A 15,557-nucleotide genomic window follows, 5' to 3' on the forward strand; every position below is an offset into this window, starting at 1 on the left:
TCTCAGCCCCACCACAACTCACGAACCTTTTTTGCCTTTTGCATTCGCCGGGTCGTAGACCTTGGTCAAATCACCACCCAGTCGAAAAGTCTTGAACGGCTGCATCTCGTGCTTTTTCTCAAGCACATCCGGCGAGCAGGTGTAGAGCGTGCAGAACGGTTCGAGCCAGGAGAATTTCGAGTCGTCTTTCAGGTCGGTCATGTCCTGTTCCTTGCCGTTCTTCTTCTCGAATTCTTCCGGGTCTTCGACACCCGCGAGCACTCGATCACCCAGGCGTTTCAATGCGCCGTTGTTTTCCTGACGCAAGTCCACACCGTTGACCTGAGCGAAACTGGCGATCATCGCGAGTGGCGGCAGGGCGTAGTTGTGGTAGGCGAGGGCGCGTTGCTGGCGCTTCAGTTCGTTAGGCAGGAAACCCTGGGCGTCAATCTGATTGGCGCCGACCTTGTATTCCTTCACCGCCCAGTCGAACAGGTCGCGGCGGTTGGTGGCGATGGACGTTGCCATCACCGACCAGGCGGACCAGTACGAGTGGTTGTTGGTTTTTTCCAGCGGCAGATTGTCCCAATCGCTGACCACCTGATCAGCCATTTTGCTGAACCAGGCTTCAATCAACTGCGACTCTTGCTGGTGGTTCGCCAACGGATGCGAGTCGGAGAACTTCAGGCGGATATAGGACGACGCCATGCTGCCCAACGCCCATTTGCGCATGGACTTGCCGGTGTGGTTGAAGTCCTTGGACATCAACGCATCGGCCTTGGCCCAGGCGGTCAACCAATTCAGGGTGCATTCCAGCTGTTCCGGACGACCGTCACGCATGTACTGCATTACGCGCTTGCTGGTGCCGCGCTCAATCTTGGTGATGTCGGCCGTGGTGTCGCGGAAGGCTTTTTCCGATGCCTCGTTCAGGGTCGAACGGGCCTTGTCGGAACCTTCGTATTTGCTGCGAAATTGCAGCGAGCCGGTGTACGGCGTCGGCATGGCGTCACAGCCTTCGCTCTTGTCGCCGGTTTTGACTTTTTCAATCGGCGCGAAGTACCCCTGTGGCGGGCGCAGTGGCGCGGCGGCCTGAGTCGCACCGGCAAACATGGCCAGGCTCAACAGGGACGGTGCGATCAATCTTTTCAAAGTTCGGGTTTGCATAGTTGCCTCATTGCCCGGTCTGGGCGGTACGCTGCCCAGCGCCAGGGAACACGTTGCGTTTGCAGATTTTCGCTTCGACTTTCTGTGGCGCGGCACCTGCTTCAGGGCCCTGGATTTCGACGGCCAGCAAATTCTGCGAGGCCCAGTCTTCGTCCGTGCGCAACTCAAAGGCGAAACGCCCGTCGGTATCGGAAGTTTCCGGCTTATCGATCTTGATGTCCTCGTGGCGACCGTTCATGTACCAGAGGGTGGCTTGCAGAGTTTTCACCGACGGATCGGCGAAGCGGATATCAACCTGGTGGCTGCTGTTTTGCAGGTTCAGGTTCTTGCTGTTGACCATCAATTCGTTCTTGCCCGGTTTCAACGTGGTGCTGCCGGTCAGCTGTGCATCCTTTCCTTCGCAACCGTTGTCCAGCAGCGCCATCATCTGGCGGTAGATGGTTTCCTGGTCGAGGCGATAGAGCGGCGAGAATTCCCAGATCAGAATCTTCGGCGGCTTGGTCTGGAACTCTTCGCTGCCCAGGTACTGCAGCATTGAACCTTCCAGGCCACCGCCGGGGAACGCCACGTTGAGGATGTCGGCGCCGATGGCCTCTTCGAGGAAACCGGCGAAGTTGTAGTTCTTGCCACTGTGGCTGGTACCGACCAAGGTGACTTCCGGATTGCCGGAATCACTGAACAGATCGCCATCAGCTGCTTCGCCTTTTGGCTCGGTGGTGAACTGATCCATGTACTGGACCGCGTAGCTGGTGCCACAGAGTTGACCAGCCATGTTGTGTAACGTTCCGGTCTTACCCATGCGACCCGACTTATGGCTCTCGAATTCGCGTTTCGGCACGTCGGCAAAGGCCGGCATTTTCTTGATTTGCTCACCGACGATTTTCGCCGTGCGCTGGGCGCCATACGGCGTCCAGTGTTGGTCGCCCTGGAAGTAGAAATCGTGGGCCGGCAGGGTGTCAGGCAGCGACTCGTTGGTCAGCGGCGACAGGTCCGGCACGGTGTAACCCATGGCGGCGAAACGCCCGAGCATGGTCTTGTAGTTCTTCAGGGCCTTGTCGAAATCGTATTTGGCCTTGTCTTCCGGGTTGAGCTTGTTGCGGTTCACCAGACCACGGGTCGGCTGGTAGACGATGACCAGTTCCACACCTTTGCTCTTGAACGCATCGTGCAGTTCTTTCATGCGTTTGTAGCCGCCGGGGGTGGTGTCGAACTCGGTGCGCAAGTCTTCTTGCGTACGGAACAACCAGTCGCCCTGAGCCTGCACCAGCGTGGTGAAGTTCTGCTGATAGCGCGTGGTGTAGTTTTTCGCGTCGTGGGCGGCCGGGCACAGGCTGCAGCACGGTTCGGCGCTGAAGGCGGGTGCTTTGGCTTCATCGGCACGAGCGCCGGCGCTGGCCGCGAGAATGCCGGCGGTCAGGGCCGACAGGCTGAGTAATTTGATCAAGTGTGGGTGCATAAAATTATCCTCAGTCCCGCATTTCGGTCTGGCGTTCGACAGGGTCGATCAGCACGGCTTTCTGCTGGCGCACCAGCAGGTCGAGAATTTCATCCTGACGCTCGCCAAGAATCCCGTTGAAGCTGATGCCGCTGGATTTGGTCGGGGCGAGCATGGACACGCGATACAACTCGACGCTCAGCGGCGAGTCGATGGACAGCGGTCCGCTGCCGTTGCCGGCCAGTTCGCCGCCGACCACGATCAGGGACACCTGGGCATCGAACGGGTCGAGCTTGATGTCACGGTCGGTGTCGCTCAGGTCCTTGATGTGCCCGTAGACACCGGTCAGGCCGTTGGCCATGGACAGGTTTTCGTAGAGACGGATGTTCACGCTGTTACGAATCCGGATGCCGTGGCGCTTGTTGCTGATCACCTTGTTGCCCCACAACAGGTTGTCGCCACTCTCGTAGAGGGTGATGCCGTCGGTGTGGTTCTTGTAGATCTCGTTGTAGGCGATCAGGTTGTTCGTGCTGTTACGGTCGATCACCAGGCCTGACAACTTGTTGTCGTAGCTGCGGTTGTTGAAGATGAAGCTGTCGTTCACTTCACGGGAAATAATGATCCCGTGCTTCTTCTTGGTTCCGAAGACGGTGTTGTCGGCAATGATCAGGCCGTGGGAACGGTCATGCGGGTCAATGCCGTAGACGATGTTGTCTTTGTAGGTGTTGCCCTTGACCACAAAGTCGCGGGTTTCGTAGCAGTAGAAGCCGTACCACATGTCCGAGAACTCGGAGCCGACGATCCAGCCGCTCGGTTCAGGGCGCTTGAGCACCTTGGCCATGTTCGGCGTGTATTGGGAAATACTCACGCCATAGGACTTACTGTTGGCGTAGCCGAAACTGGCGATCTTGCTGTTGGCGATGTAGGTCTCGGTGCCGCCCCAGGACAGCAGGAACGGACGGAATTCCTTCGGCGACTTGAAAGCCGCCGGGCCGTTTGCCTTCTCGCTCCAGCCAGTGATTTTGGTATCACGCACAAACAACTGGCCGTCGTTGACCAGGAACGAACCGGCCTCTTGGGACAGGCGCAGCTCCTGGGTCTGCTTGTCGATTTCCAGGATGCCTTTCTCACCCACCACGATCGGCAACTTCGCCAGGAACACACCCGGCGAGGTTTCGCTGAAGTACTGCTTGGGTAGCTTCTTGGCCAGATCCTTGAGGTTCATGTAGCCGTCGTCGATGAAAATCGCCTGTGGGATACCGTGCTGACGCACGACCCATTCGGCCATCTTGTTATCACCACCGATAAAGTCCTTCAGGGCGTTTTCCTGCATCATCCGGCGCACGCTGATTTTGCCGGGCTTGGTGCGCACGATTTTCGCGGCGATGGCTTCGGCGGTGTAGCCGGAGGTGTCCGGCAGTTTCGGCTTGGCCAGCTCCAGCGGCGCGGTCGGTGCGCTGCTGACGGTGTAGGTCTTGGCCTGTTGCAACCCTTTTGCAATGGTCGCCGGTTGCCCTTTTTGAACGGGCGCGGCCGGCTCCACTGTGGCGAAGGCTGCCGAGCTGGCCAGCAACATCGCGCCGGCCAGCAAGGTTATCGAGCCTCTCTTCGGACTGTTCATGTCAGGAACTCCCTTAGCGGTTCGCATCAGAAGCGCCAGATCACGTCGACAAACGCGCGGTGCATGTACGAGTCGACGCCTTTGCCATACGCATCGCCGGGCTTGAACACACCGCCACGCAACCGCACCAGGGCCGAAGGCTCATCGATCGATTGGCTCAAGGAGGCGGGCAGCAGGCCTTGCTTGAAGTACTTGGTGACGACCACGTCCATTTCCTGGCCGAGGTCTTTATTGCCATCTTCCAGCGGCAGGGACGTGCTGGAGAGCACGGCGCCGGTCACGTCGTCGGTGTCGTTCTGGACGGCGTTGATGCCGTTGCTGCCGACCGGCTTGTTGCCGTCGACGCGCCAGAATTTGTGGTAGATCACACTGGCGTCGTATTCGTCGTTGAGCATCCACGAACCGAACAAGGTAGCGCTCTGCATGTTGTTCGTTTCGCCACGGAAGGCTTCGCCGAAACGGTGAACCCGCGAGCGAGTACCGGTGTAGTTCGAGCGGTTGCTTTGCAGGCCGTTCTGTTCGTAATCGGCACTGGCACGGGCATAGGCTGCACCGACTTGCCATTGCGGATCGAGGCGCAGACGCACGCCCAGGTCAGTGGCCCAGCCATCAACATCGCCACTGGTTTTGGCTTGTGCCGGTGCGGTGCCCTCGGCGGTCAGCGGGTTGACCGTGTCGCGGTCGCCACTCATGCCGGTGACGCTGCCCCAGTAATTGACGGTGTTGGTGTTGCGCCAGTTGTAGGCATCACTGTCGGCGGTGAGGCCGATCCAGCTGATGTCGCCATTCTCTTTCTTGTCCAGAGAATCGGCGGCAACGCCCGGAGTCGGGTAATCGAGCTTGCCGTCATCGTGAGTGTGGTGACCGCGAATGCCGACCCAGTTGCCCGGGTTCCACTGGTACGCCGCGTCGGCGTAAGCGTGCAGGCGATCCTTGTCCTTGGGCGCGAGTTCTGTGAGGTCGGTGCGGTACTCGCTGAAGCGTTCGGCAACACCGGCGTTGGCGCGCAACAGGGTGGTGTCGAAGGTCCAGTTCAGGGCTTCGATGTTGGTGTCGCGCCATTGGCCATCGTCATTGCGCAGGCGCTGGCGACCGAGCTTGAGAATCTCGCCGGGGTAGGGCGTAAGACCGCTGTAGCCGACCCAGAACTCACGCATCGCCAGGTAGTTTTTCTTGCTCTTGCGATCACCGTTGTCGGTGGCCTGGGTGCCGTCACTGTCGGACTGTTGCAGGGTGTCCGTTTCGATGATGTCGGTGGACGTCACGGCCTGACCCATGGCGTAGCCGCTCCACGCGCCGCTCTCGCCGTAGATCCATGGACGCAAGTCGAGGCCGACGCCGTTGACGTCGCCGCCGCTCGCCGTACCGAGGTCGGTGTCGTCTTCGGACTGGGCGGTGACTTTCACGTCAAGGCCGTAGTTCTTGCTTTCAGTCAGGGCCGCCAGGGTCGGGCACGACCACAGCAGGGCAAATGACAGGCCAATACCGGCCTTAACGAATGGATTCAACTTCATAGGGATTCCTCGCCGTCTTCTTCTTCCAGGGCATGCAGTTCCAGCGTGTTCTGGCTCAAGGCACCACGAACGGCCTGTTCTTGTTTCAACAGGCGTTGGGCCTCGGCGAGCTGGGCAGGCGGCAGTTGGGCTTCGAGTGTTTGCGCAAGCTCGGTGGCTTGCGGGGTGTTCTGGGCTTTGGCCAATTGGCTGAAGACATAAGCGTTAAGCGGGTCGGGCCGGGTGCCCTTGCCTTGGGAGAACAGTTGGGCAATGGCGAAGTCGGCGCTGTTCTGGCCGTTACGCGCAGCCTTGAGCAGGTGATCCAGCGCTTTCTGCGAATAGACCTTGCCCAGGTAACCGCGACGGTAAATCTGGCCGAGGTAGTAATCGGCGGCCACTTCTCTGTCGACGGCTTTCTTGAAATGTTCTTCGGCGACCTTCGCGTCGGCCGGCACCATTTTGCCTTCGTAGTAGAGCTTGCCCAGCAACAGTTCGGCGCGCGGCTGGTCGGCGGCGCGGCCGTTGTCCAGGTACTTCATCATCATGTCTACGTCACCCAGTTCCGGGAAGTCGTAGAGCAGTTGCGCCAGGCTGACCCAGGAAGCGGGGTAGCCGGGTGCGATGCCTTCGAGCAGCGACTGGGCGGTTTTCTCGTCGGTCGTGCCCAGGGATGCATCGCCCAGTACGCGGGCCACGCTGTCCACCCGTTGGGCGGAAACCGCGCCGCGAGCCTGAGCGGCTTGCATTTGCTTGATCAGCTCGGCCTGTTTCTCTGGCTGGGCTTTTTTCTGATAGACCGTGGCCAGTTCGACGTAGCAGATGTCGGTGGTGTTCAACGCGGCTTTGCAGATCGTTTCCACTTCGTCCAGATGCTGGTCGTAAGTGCCCTGGGTGCGATAGAGCAGCACTTGGGCCAGGCCCGCTTCCGGCTTGCCTTCGGCGCGCCATTGGCTGATCTGCTGTTGCGCGTTGACGTTCGGGAAACTGTGCGGGTATTGCAGGTACAGCATCGCCAGCGGGATCAGGGTGTTGCCTTCGCCTGAGGCAGTGGCTTTCTTCAACAGGCCTTCGGCTTCGTGCTGTTCGGCTTCGGTGGAACCGGGTTTGGCCACCAGCAGACGACCCAGGCGAGCCTGAGCTCGCGGCGAGACACTGGCCGCGGCGCGATAAGTCGCCTCAGCTTTCTTGATCTGCGCCGGGTCACGGCTGTCGACCTGGATATCGGCGAGGCCAACCTGTGCTTCGCTGTAGCCCAGGTCTGCCAATTGCTGGTAATTCTGCGCCGCCAGCGTGGTATCACCGCGCTTGAGGGCTTCGTTGGCCAGACGCTGGTCGGGCAGGCCGGCGCATCCGGCCAGGGCAATTGCCATGGCCAGAGTCAGCGGGACTGGCAGGATTCTGAGTGGGCTAGTCACGGGCATGTCCTCTTGTTTTTAACGACCGGCGGCCATGGCTTTGTCGATCAGCCAGTTCAGGTTCGGACCACGGGTGGCGTTGACTTCAACCGGACGACCGGCGAATTTGCTGTCCAGCGGCTCGTCAGGCTTGATCTGCACGCGGATGTCGGACGACAGGTCGGCGCTTTTCAGGCTGGTGCTGCTGATGATCGTGCCGGAACGGGTTTTGTCTTCGCCGGCGATCTGGAAGCTGACCGAGCTGCCTGGCAGCACGTCGCCGAACTGGCGATAGGAGAAGCGTGCTTCAACGTTGGCTTCGCTGTTACGCGGCACCAGTTGGAAGATCACGTCGCCCTTGCTGGCGTACTGACCGTTGGCGACCATTTGCTGCGCCACGGTGCAATCGCACGGCGACGTCAGGGTGCCGGTCATTTGCTTGCCGAACAGTTCTTCAACCTTGGCCGGTTGTAATTGATTGTCGTCAAGATGGCCCTTGAGCACATCGAGCATGCTGGTGCTGAAGGTCGCGAGCGGCGCGCCCTTGGCGGCAACGCCGTCGGGCTTGATCAGGCTCTGCACCGTGCCGTCGCGCGGCATGGTGATGTTCATGCCCGCTACGCTGACCAGACCGGCCTGGGCGTGGCTGACGAAGTACATGCCGTACACCGACTTGAAGATGAAGCCGAATGCCGTCAGACCGACGAGGAAGATCGCGAAGCTGAAGGTCACGGCACGCAGACGACCGAACGGGGTCATGCCGTGGCCGCCATCCTTGACCTTGCGTGCCTTGGTGAAGTTGTCGCGCTGCAGGGTGGCCAGTACTTCACCCATGGTGACGATGTCGCCGGCCAGGTGAGAAGTGATCAGGTGGCGCAGGGTGGAAATGTCCTGAGATTCGAGGTTCTGGAACTGGCAACCGGTACGACCGGTTTCGCGGTCGTGGGAGCGCACCAGTAACTCGACGTCCATGGCCAGGCCGAGGTTATCGATGACGAACTGCAGGCGAGCCTTGTACACGTCGCCGATCTTCAGTGGCAGCTGACCGGCGTTGAAAGCCAGGCCGCCAGCGGAGAGGTCGATGACCCGAGCTTCTACCGGGGTCCGGTCAGGACCGAAGAAGCGCAGCTTGGCCGGAATTTTTACTCGGGCGTGTTGGCGCTGGGCTTCTGATTCATGCACTACGTTGGCGTTGACGGCGGTATTCATATGGACGATTTCCTAGTTAATTCAGGCGAGTTCGGTCAGACCATCATCAGCAGCACAGCAACAAAGATGCTGCCGGCGGAGAAGGTCATGGTCCGAGACGACCAAGTGTTGAACCAACCTTGAAAGCTGGCGAGATCACGGGTCAGGGAAGTGGGCTGGCGAGTCCAGGACTGTTGGTCGAGGCGGAAGAACACGTAGATCTTCACCAGCGCGCCGACGATCTGGTTGTAATAGAGAATCGCCGGGTAGGCCGGGCCGATCGTGTGACCGGACATAGACAGCAGCAGGGTCAGGATCAGGCGCGTAATACCAATCCACAGCAGGTAAACCAGGATGAACGCGGCGCCGTACTTGAAGGTGGCGATGAGCGCGACGGTCAGGCCCAGCAGCGACGTCCACATCGACACACGCTGGTCGAACAGCACCACCGAGGTGAACAGACCGAGACGTTTCATCCCCAGGCCCAAGGCGCGGGAGTTCTGCCGCAGGTTGTTGCCGTACCAGCGGAACATCAGTTTGCGACTGGCCTTGATGAAGCTTTTTTCCGGCGGGTGTTCCACGGTGTGAATGGCGGCGTCTGGCACATAAAACGTGTCGTAGCCCAGGCGCATCAAGCTGAACCAGCTCGACTTGTCATCACCGGTGAGGAACTTGAAGCGACCCAGGCGCCAGTGTTGCAGCGAGTCGCTTTCCACGTCGGCGATGAAGTCCGGGTTGGTCACCACAGTGGCGCGGAATACCGACATCCGCCCGGTCATGGTCAGCACGCGCTTGGACAGGGCCATCGAGCACATGTTGATGTGGCGCTGGGCGAAGCGCAGTTTGTGCCACTCGCTCATGATGTAGCCGCCGCGCACTTCGCAGAACTCGTTGGTGGTCAGGCCGCCGACATTGCCGAACAGCTGGAACCACGGCACGGTCTTGAGCACGGTGCCCTCGGCGAGCACGGTGTCGCCATCAATCACCGCAACCACTGCGCGGTCGTCCGGCAGGTGGCGGGAGATGGCGCGGAAACCGTAGGCCAGGCCATCGCGCTTGCCGGTGCCGGGAATGCGCACGAAGTCGAGCTTGACGCGAGCCGGTGGGTTCATCCGGGCCCAAAGGCTTTTCACCAGCTTCTCATCGGACATTTCCACGATGGAACAGACCATGGTGGTCGGCAGGCCGCAGTCGATCGCTTCGCGAATCACCGAGGCGTAAACCTGGGCGGTGGTCAGCGCGTCGATACGAAAACTGGTGACCATCAGATACACATGGGACGGGTCTGCCGCTTTACCCAGCTTGCGCACTTTGCGCCGCAGGTGCGGGTAGACCACGTACAGAAACAGCATGCCGCGCAGAAAGTGCGTAGCACCCATCGAGTAGCGCCAGATACCGACGATACCGATCAGGAGGATGAAGTCCTTCGACTCGGAGTCGAACGTGGACGCAGGCAACGCCATGGCGATGCCCATCAATAAACTTAGGTAAAACAGCCAACCGGCGACCTGAAGTAGGCCGTGCTTTAGCCTGTGCATAATCTGCATCCGTCTCTATCTCGGGCGAGCCTGTGGGGTGGCCCGATGGGGTTAAGGCAGGCGAAAAAGCCGGGAGGGTTTGCTGGCGATTTGAGCCCTGCAAACCCTCCCGATGCCGCTTGTTACCAGCAGATGCCTTCAGTCCGGCCACTCACGCTGGTGGCTTGGGACATGAAACCAACCAGATCGATCACTTGCTTGCCGTGTGGAGCGTTCTGCGCCAGGGCGCGGAATTTCTCGTCACGGTTGCCAAGGATGATCACGTCGGAGTTGTTGATCACGTCGTCGAAATCGGCGTTGAGCAAGGACGAGACGTGAGGGATCTTCGACTCGATGTAATCCTTGTTCGCACCGTGGACACGGGCGTATTCGACGTTGGTGTCGTAGATGCTCAGGTCGTAGCCCTTGCCGATCAGCATTTCCGCCAGATCAACCAGCGGGCTTTCGCGCAGGTCGTCAGTACCGGCCTTGAAGCTCAGACCCAACAGGGCGACTTTGCGTTTGCCGTGGCTGGTGACGATGTCGAAGGCGTTCTGCACCTGGGACTCGTTACTGCGCATCAGCGAGTTCAGCAGTGGTGCTTCCACGTCCAGGGAACCGGCGCGGTAGGTCAGGGCGCGAACGTCCTTCGGCAGGCAGGAACCGCCGAACGCGAAACCAGGGCGCATGTAGTACTGGGACAGGTTCAGCGTCTTGTCCTGGCAGACCACTTCCATCACTTCGCGACCATCGACGCCGACAGCCTTGGCGATGTTGCCGATCTCGTTGGCGAAGGTCACCTTGGTGGCGTGCCACACGTTGCAGGTGTACTTGATCATCTCGGCCACTGCGATGTCCTTGCGGATGATCGGAGCGTCGAGTTCTTCGTACAGCGATTGCAGAACGTCGCCCGAAGCCTTGTCGAACTCGCCGATGACGGTCATTGGTGGCAGGTCGTAATCGGCGATAGCGGTGCTTTCACGCAGGAACTCAGGGTTCACTGCAACGCCGAAGTCGACACCGGCTTTCTTGCCGGAGCAGTCTTCGAGGATCGGGATCACTACGTTTGCCACAGTGCCTGGCAGTACGGTGCTGCGAACCACGATGGTGTGACGGGTGGTCTTGTCACGCAGGACAAAACCGATCTCGCGGCACACAGCTTCGATGTAGTTCAGTTCCAGGTCGCCGTTCTTCTTGCTCGGCGTGCCGACGCAGATCATCGACAGGTCGGTGTCGCGAATCGCCTCGGCGAAGTTGGTCGTGCCGCGCAATTTGCCCGTCTCGATACCCTTCTGCAGAAGCTCGCCCAGACCCGGTTCAACGATCGGTGATTTACCGGAGTTGATCATATCGATTTTGTCTTTGGCAACATCGACGCCAACGACGTCATGGCCCCGTGCAGACAGGCAACCGGCACATACTGCGCCGACGTAACCCAAACCAAATATGCTGATGCGCATCGCAATTACCTCTGTGTTTATCAAGCCATAACATGGCCGGAGTTAATGGTGTTCAGCGGTCATAGTGCACTCGGAAGTGCGCCTTAAAGGCGTCACAATGCCGCGTGCAGGCATATAAGTTCCGAGTGTCTAAATAAGTGCACTCAAGATGTGCGCAACTAGGCTTTTATTGTTATGGCGTGCCCTGTTATGCAGCAGGTCTTCTAATCAGAAGACATTCGTGCAAAGGTCTTGCGCGCTCAATGCCAGGCCAGAAGCCCGTCAATCAAGCGGTTGGGTGCTCAGGTGAGCACGTTTATAGGGGCGCGGCCTTGGCCTTGTAGGGGATATTTATGATGTTTATCTCCTGTCCTTCATGTGTTGCCCAAATCAGGGATCAGTAAGCAGAAGTTAATGTGACAACTTTGCTATGTGGATCTCTTCTCTGCGTAAGTTATCTCGTACAAGCTCAGAGAGAATGGTTACCGGTGGTATGAGCGACGCAATTGGACATAGTTCCTGTCCGCCCATCGCGAATTCTGAAATTTCTTGAAATATTGAAAAAGATGGCACTGCTTTCATATTGATAGCAACGCCTGTTTCGCCCTTGATATATAGGGTTATTGTCGGATTAGATAGTTATGTGCCACTACCGATAAAAAATTTCAGTGCCACTACTGAAAAAATTCAACAAAGTCGAGTGAAACTAAAGTTAGAAAATTGAGTGATTGATTTTTGACGTCAGTAAAGTGACGGGAGGGGCGGGGAATTGTTGGACGATCGGACGTGGCGCACGACCCGTTAATGAGCCGTGCGCCAACCGGGTGATTACTCGGGGGCGTGATCGCGCAGGAACACCAGATTGTCCGGTTTAGACTGCTCGGCGCTGTAGCGATAACCTTGTACGTCGAACTGCTTGAGGGCTTGCGGGTCGTTGATGCGCTCTTCAATGACGAAGCGACTCATCATGCCGCGGGCCTTTTTCGCGTAGAAGCTGATGATCTTGTACTGGCCGTTCTTCAGATCCTTGAATTCGGTATTGATGATGCGCGCGTTCAGGGCGTTGCGTTTGACCGCCGAGAAGTACTCATTGGAGGCCAGGTTCAGCAGCACGTCATCGCCTTGATCGGCCAGGGCTTCGTTCAGCCATTCGCTGATCCGCGTGCCCCAGAAGGCATACAAGTCCTTGCCACGGGCATTCGCCAGTTTGGTGCCCATCTCCAGTCGATACGGCTGCATCAGGTCCAGTGGGCGCAACAGGCCGTACAGGCCGGACAACATGCGCAAGTGTTGCTGGGCGTAATCGAAATCGGCCTCGCTGAAGGTTTGAGCATTCAACCCGGTGTAGACGTCGCCCTTGAAGGCGAGCAGTGCCTGCTTGGCGTTTTCCGGAGTGAACGCGGGCGTCCAGCTGCCGAAACGCGCGGCGTTGAGCCCGCCGATCTTGTCGGAGACGTGCATCAACTCGCTGATCTGCGCAGGGGCCAGCTCGCGCAATTGCAGGATCAGCTCCTGGGAATGGTCGAGGTATTGTGGCTGGGTGAAGCGCTGGGTCGCCGGCGGTGTTTCGTAATCGAGGGTCTTGGCGGGGGAAATCACCATCAGCATGAAGTCGTCTCCTTTAATCGTGGGGGCGATTCTAGGGGGTTGTCCGTGTTGACTCCAGCTATCAAGTCCATAGGTGATCGGCGGCTAGATGCAAACCCTGTGGGAGCGAGCCTGCTCGCGAATGCGGTGTATCAGTTACCGATGATGCCGATTGACACTCCGCATTCGCGAGCAGGCTGAACTGGTCCAGTAATTTTGGACATTTTTTTCGGTTCTCACGCCGCCAGCTTTTCCGCTGCTACAGGTGAGTGGTAACCGTTGTAACTGTGGCGCCTGACATTGTTGTAGCGCGTCACATAGCGGTTTATATCAACTCGGGCTTCGTGTTCCGAGTTGTAGCCGTCTTCAGGCACCCATTCGGACTTCAAACTTCCAAAAAAACGCTCCATCGGGGCGTTATCCCAGCATTGGCCTTTTCGACTCATGCTTTGCCTAAGCTCGTGCGCCATCAGTTCGTCCCTGAATTTATGGCTGGTGTACTGACATCCCTGGTCAGAATGGAACAGTACGCCTTTGGGTTGCCCTCTCAATTCGACGGCCATTCGCAGTGATTCGCGTGCCAGCGTCGCGTCGGCGACCAGTGAAAACGACCAGCCCACCACTCGTCGCGCAAATAGATCCAGAACGACTGAGAAGTAGAGCCAGCGCTTGCCCAGCTGGATATAGGTGATATCCGCGCACCAAACCTTATTGATATCAGCTACGTAAAACTCACGCTCCAGCTCATGCTCAGCCACCAGCGACTCAACGCCCGATGACTTGTACTTGTGAGGTCTGCGCTGACGGCTAGCGATCCCAGCTTCCTTCATCAAACCGCGGGCCATGTAGCGGCCCACCTGATGGCCGTCACCCCGCAGGTCTTCGGAGAGGGTTCGTGCACCTGCCGAGCCTCTTGATGCCTTGTGGTATTTAATCAAAACAACCTTGAGCGCTTCGCGCTTCGGGTTGGTTTTACCTTGGCGCTGACGCCAGGCGTAATAGCTGCTGCGGTTGACTTCAAACACGCGGCAGCAGTCTGTAATGCCGTACTGCTCGCCCAGCTCACTGATCAGAGGGAATGATCTTTGGAGTCCAAAAGCAGGAGAGCACTGGCCTTTTTTAGGATTTCGATATCCCGGTCTTTCTGCCTCAGCAGGGCTTTGAGTTCCTGGATTTGCTTCTGGTCGGCGGTGATCGCCTTGGTACCCACAAGCGTCGATCCGGCGCGCTCTTTTCGCACCTGATCGACCCAGCGGCGCAAAGCTGTTGGGCCGATATCCAAGCTGGCACAGATCTCGGGAATCGGCTGATCCTCATCGAGCACCATGCTTGCAGCTTTGAGTTTGAACTCACTGGAATAGGATTTTCGCATCATCATGCACACCTCAGATTTGGGCGCCATCATAGCGCCCTATTGATGTGTCCAAATTCATTAGGCCAGATCAGGCTCGCTCCCACAGGAGTTCGGCGGTGCTGCAGGAATGTGGTGACGATCAGCTATAGTGCCGCGCGGGTTTTGTTATGGAGACATCCCATTGCGTATCGTTTTTCTATTCTCGGCCTGGCTGTTGAGCTTCGGTGCCATGGCGGCGCCGGGCGATGTGGCGACGCTTGATCGCAGCACCTGGCCTGAACAGCTCAACAGCCCGACCCTGTTTGATGTGGCGTCACGAGCCGAGATACTCATGTTCGCTCACGTCCTATTGGCCAGCGAATCCCTGGATGAAGTGAGCCTGGCCCAGCGCCTGGGGTTGCGCACGGTCAACCTGGAATCGATCAACAACCTGCGCCAGCGCATGTGGCAGCGGCTGCTGACCAACTACAACTACGCCCAGCAGAGCTGCGATCAGGATGCTTCCTTCTGTTTCCTGGTCGAGGACATGGACACCCTGCGCCAGCAAGCCGCCAAGTTTCAGGTCAGCGATGAGAGCTACTACATAAAGTGGGCCGAGCCAAGCCGACTGTTCCACGCCCATTACCTGGACGAGCAATTACGCAAGGCAGCGCTGTTTCCGCAAACCAGCAGCGAAGTCGATCGTTTTGGCGACTATGAGCGCAACGGCGATAAGATGCATGACCGGCTGTTTTTGCTGACCTTCGACAGTGCCGCCAATACCGCTCCGGATAACACCGCCTGGGCCACGGAATACCTGCGCAAGTCGAACATGAGTGGCACGTTCTTCGTCCTCGGCAAGGACATCCAGGCCCGTCTGGCCGATCGTTCGGTAGCCAGCCTGCAAGCGACGTACTCGAAGCAGTGCATTGGCGCGCAAGGCTGGGAATTTCGCTCCCACAGCCACTGGCAGGACTGGCAGGATTCGGTGCGGCGCAGCGTCGAACTGGTCAAAAGCAAACTGCCGGAAAACTACGTACCGCTGTTTCGCCCTCCCGAGGGCCAGCGTCGCTCGGATGCCGAAGGCTTCTTTAAAGCTCAGGGTTTGCAGGTGGCCCTGTGGGGCATCGATGCCCAGGACGGCGCCGGCAAACTCAAGGGCAACCCGAGCGCACAACGCGTGTTGACCCTGATGCTGCTGTGGCGGCACGGAGTGATCAATTTCAATGTGAAGCAGGATGCGGTGAAAACAGCGATGCCCTGGCTCATCGCGCAAACGGCACAAAGCGGGATCGGTTGGGAGGATTGTCAGGACGCGTTTCGCTGAAACCGTCAAAAGCCCGCAATCATTGGGGCAGAGGGCGGGGCGGGGTAAATTTCGAGAAGATTTCGGTGCAGGCGGAC

General features: G+C 58.5%; 12 protein-coding genes. 1 reads left to right on the forward strand and 11 read right to left on the reverse strand.

Annotated features, from left to right (window positions below; all coding sequences use genetic code 11):
- Nucleotides 1-18 precede the first annotated feature (18 nt).
- The 11 genes from ACA056_RS04530 to ACA056_RS04580 all read right to left on the reverse strand — a co-directional run bounded on the left by ACA056_RS04530 (nt 19) and on the right by ACA056_RS04580 (nt 14,198).
- Nucleotides 19-1,143 carry a mannuronate-specific alginate lyase gene (locus tag ACA056_RS04530; RefSeq protein ID WP_497270806.1) on the reverse strand — a complete coding sequence of 375 codons (1,125 nt, stop codon included), beginning with the start codon at nt 1,141-1,143 and terminating at the stop codon, nt 19-21.
- A gap of 7 nt (nt 1,144-1,150) precedes the next feature.
- Nucleotides 1,151-2,599, reverse strand: a complete 1,449-nt coding sequence (locus ACA056_RS04535; RefSeq protein WP_497270808.1) for an alginate O-acetyltransferase — start codon at nt 2,597-2,599, stop codon at nt 1,151-1,153.
- Nucleotides 2,600-2,609: 10 nt separating this feature from the next.
- Nucleotides 2,610-4,199, reverse strand: a complete 1,590-nt coding sequence (gene algG / locus ACA056_RS04540) for a mannuronan 5-epimerase AlgG (RefSeq protein WP_497270810.1) — start codon at nt 4,197-4,199, stop codon at nt 2,610-2,612.
- A gap of 26 nt (nt 4,200-4,225) precedes the next feature.
- Nucleotides 4,226-5,713 (reverse strand): alginate export family protein, encoded by a 1,488-nt coding sequence (locus ACA056_RS04545; protein WP_497270812.1) that lies wholly within the window; start codon nt 5,711-5,713, stop codon nt 4,226-4,228.
- Entirely contained in the window at nt 5,710-7,116 is a 1,407-nt protein-coding gene (algK, locus tag ACA056_RS04550; protein WP_497270814.1) for an alginate biosynthesis TPR repeat lipoprotein AlgK, read from the reverse strand. Before algK ends, ACA056_RS04545 begins: the two co-directional genes overlap by 4 nt.
- A gap of 12 nt (nt 7,117-7,128) precedes the next feature.
- Nucleotides 7,129-8,298, reverse strand: coding sequence for an alginate biosynthesis protein Alg44 (locus tag ACA056_RS04555; RefSeq protein WP_497270816.1), 1,170 nt, complete (start codon nt 8,296-8,298; stop codon nt 7,129-7,131).
- 35 nt (nt 8,299-8,333) lie between these two features.
- The gene (gene alg8 / locus ACA056_RS04560; RefSeq protein WP_497270818.1) at nt 8,334-9,815 is read right to left on the reverse strand and encodes a mannuronan synthase; all 1,482 of its coding nucleotides are present in this window, start codon (nt 9,813-9,815) and stop codon (nt 8,334-8,336) included.
- A gap of 122 nt (nt 9,816-9,937) precedes the next feature.
- Complete coding sequence (locus ACA056_RS04565) at nt 9,938-11,254, reverse strand: nucleotide sugar dehydrogenase (protein WP_497270820.1); 1,317 nt, start codon at nt 11,252-11,254, stop codon at nt 9,938-9,940.
- Between the two features lie 807 nt (nt 11,255-12,061).
- On the reverse strand, nt 12,062-12,841 hold the full coding sequence (gene yaaA / locus ACA056_RS04570) for a peroxide stress protein YaaA (RefSeq protein WP_033061022.1): 780 nt from the start codon (nt 12,839-12,841) through the stop codon (nt 12,062-12,064).
- A 215-nt stretch (nt 12,842-13,056) separates the two neighbouring features.
- Nucleotides 13,057-13,893, reverse strand: a complete 837-nt coding sequence (locus tag ACA056_RS04575; protein ID WP_497273489.1) for an IS3 family transposase — start codon at nt 13,891-13,893, stop codon at nt 13,057-13,059.
- Entirely contained in the window at nt 13,890-14,198 is a 309-nt protein-coding gene (locus tag ACA056_RS04580; RefSeq protein ID WP_497266314.1) for a transposase, read from the reverse strand. Before ACA056_RS04580 ends, ACA056_RS04575 begins: the two co-directional genes overlap by 4 nt.
- Before the next feature lie 157 nt (nt 14,199-14,355).
- Here ACA056_RS04580 and ACA056_RS04585 point away from each other — a divergent pair, with 157 nt between their 5' ends.
- Nucleotides 14,356-15,480: a polysaccharide deacetylase family protein gene (locus ACA056_RS04585; RefSeq protein ID WP_497270822.1), complete on the forward strand. Its 1,125-nt coding sequence runs from the start codon at nt 14,356-14,358 to the stop codon at nt 15,478-15,480.
- Nucleotides 15,481-15,557 lie beyond the last annotated feature (77 nt).

The sequence above is a fragment of the Pseudomonas sp. LBUM1666 genome (assembly GCF_059695775.1).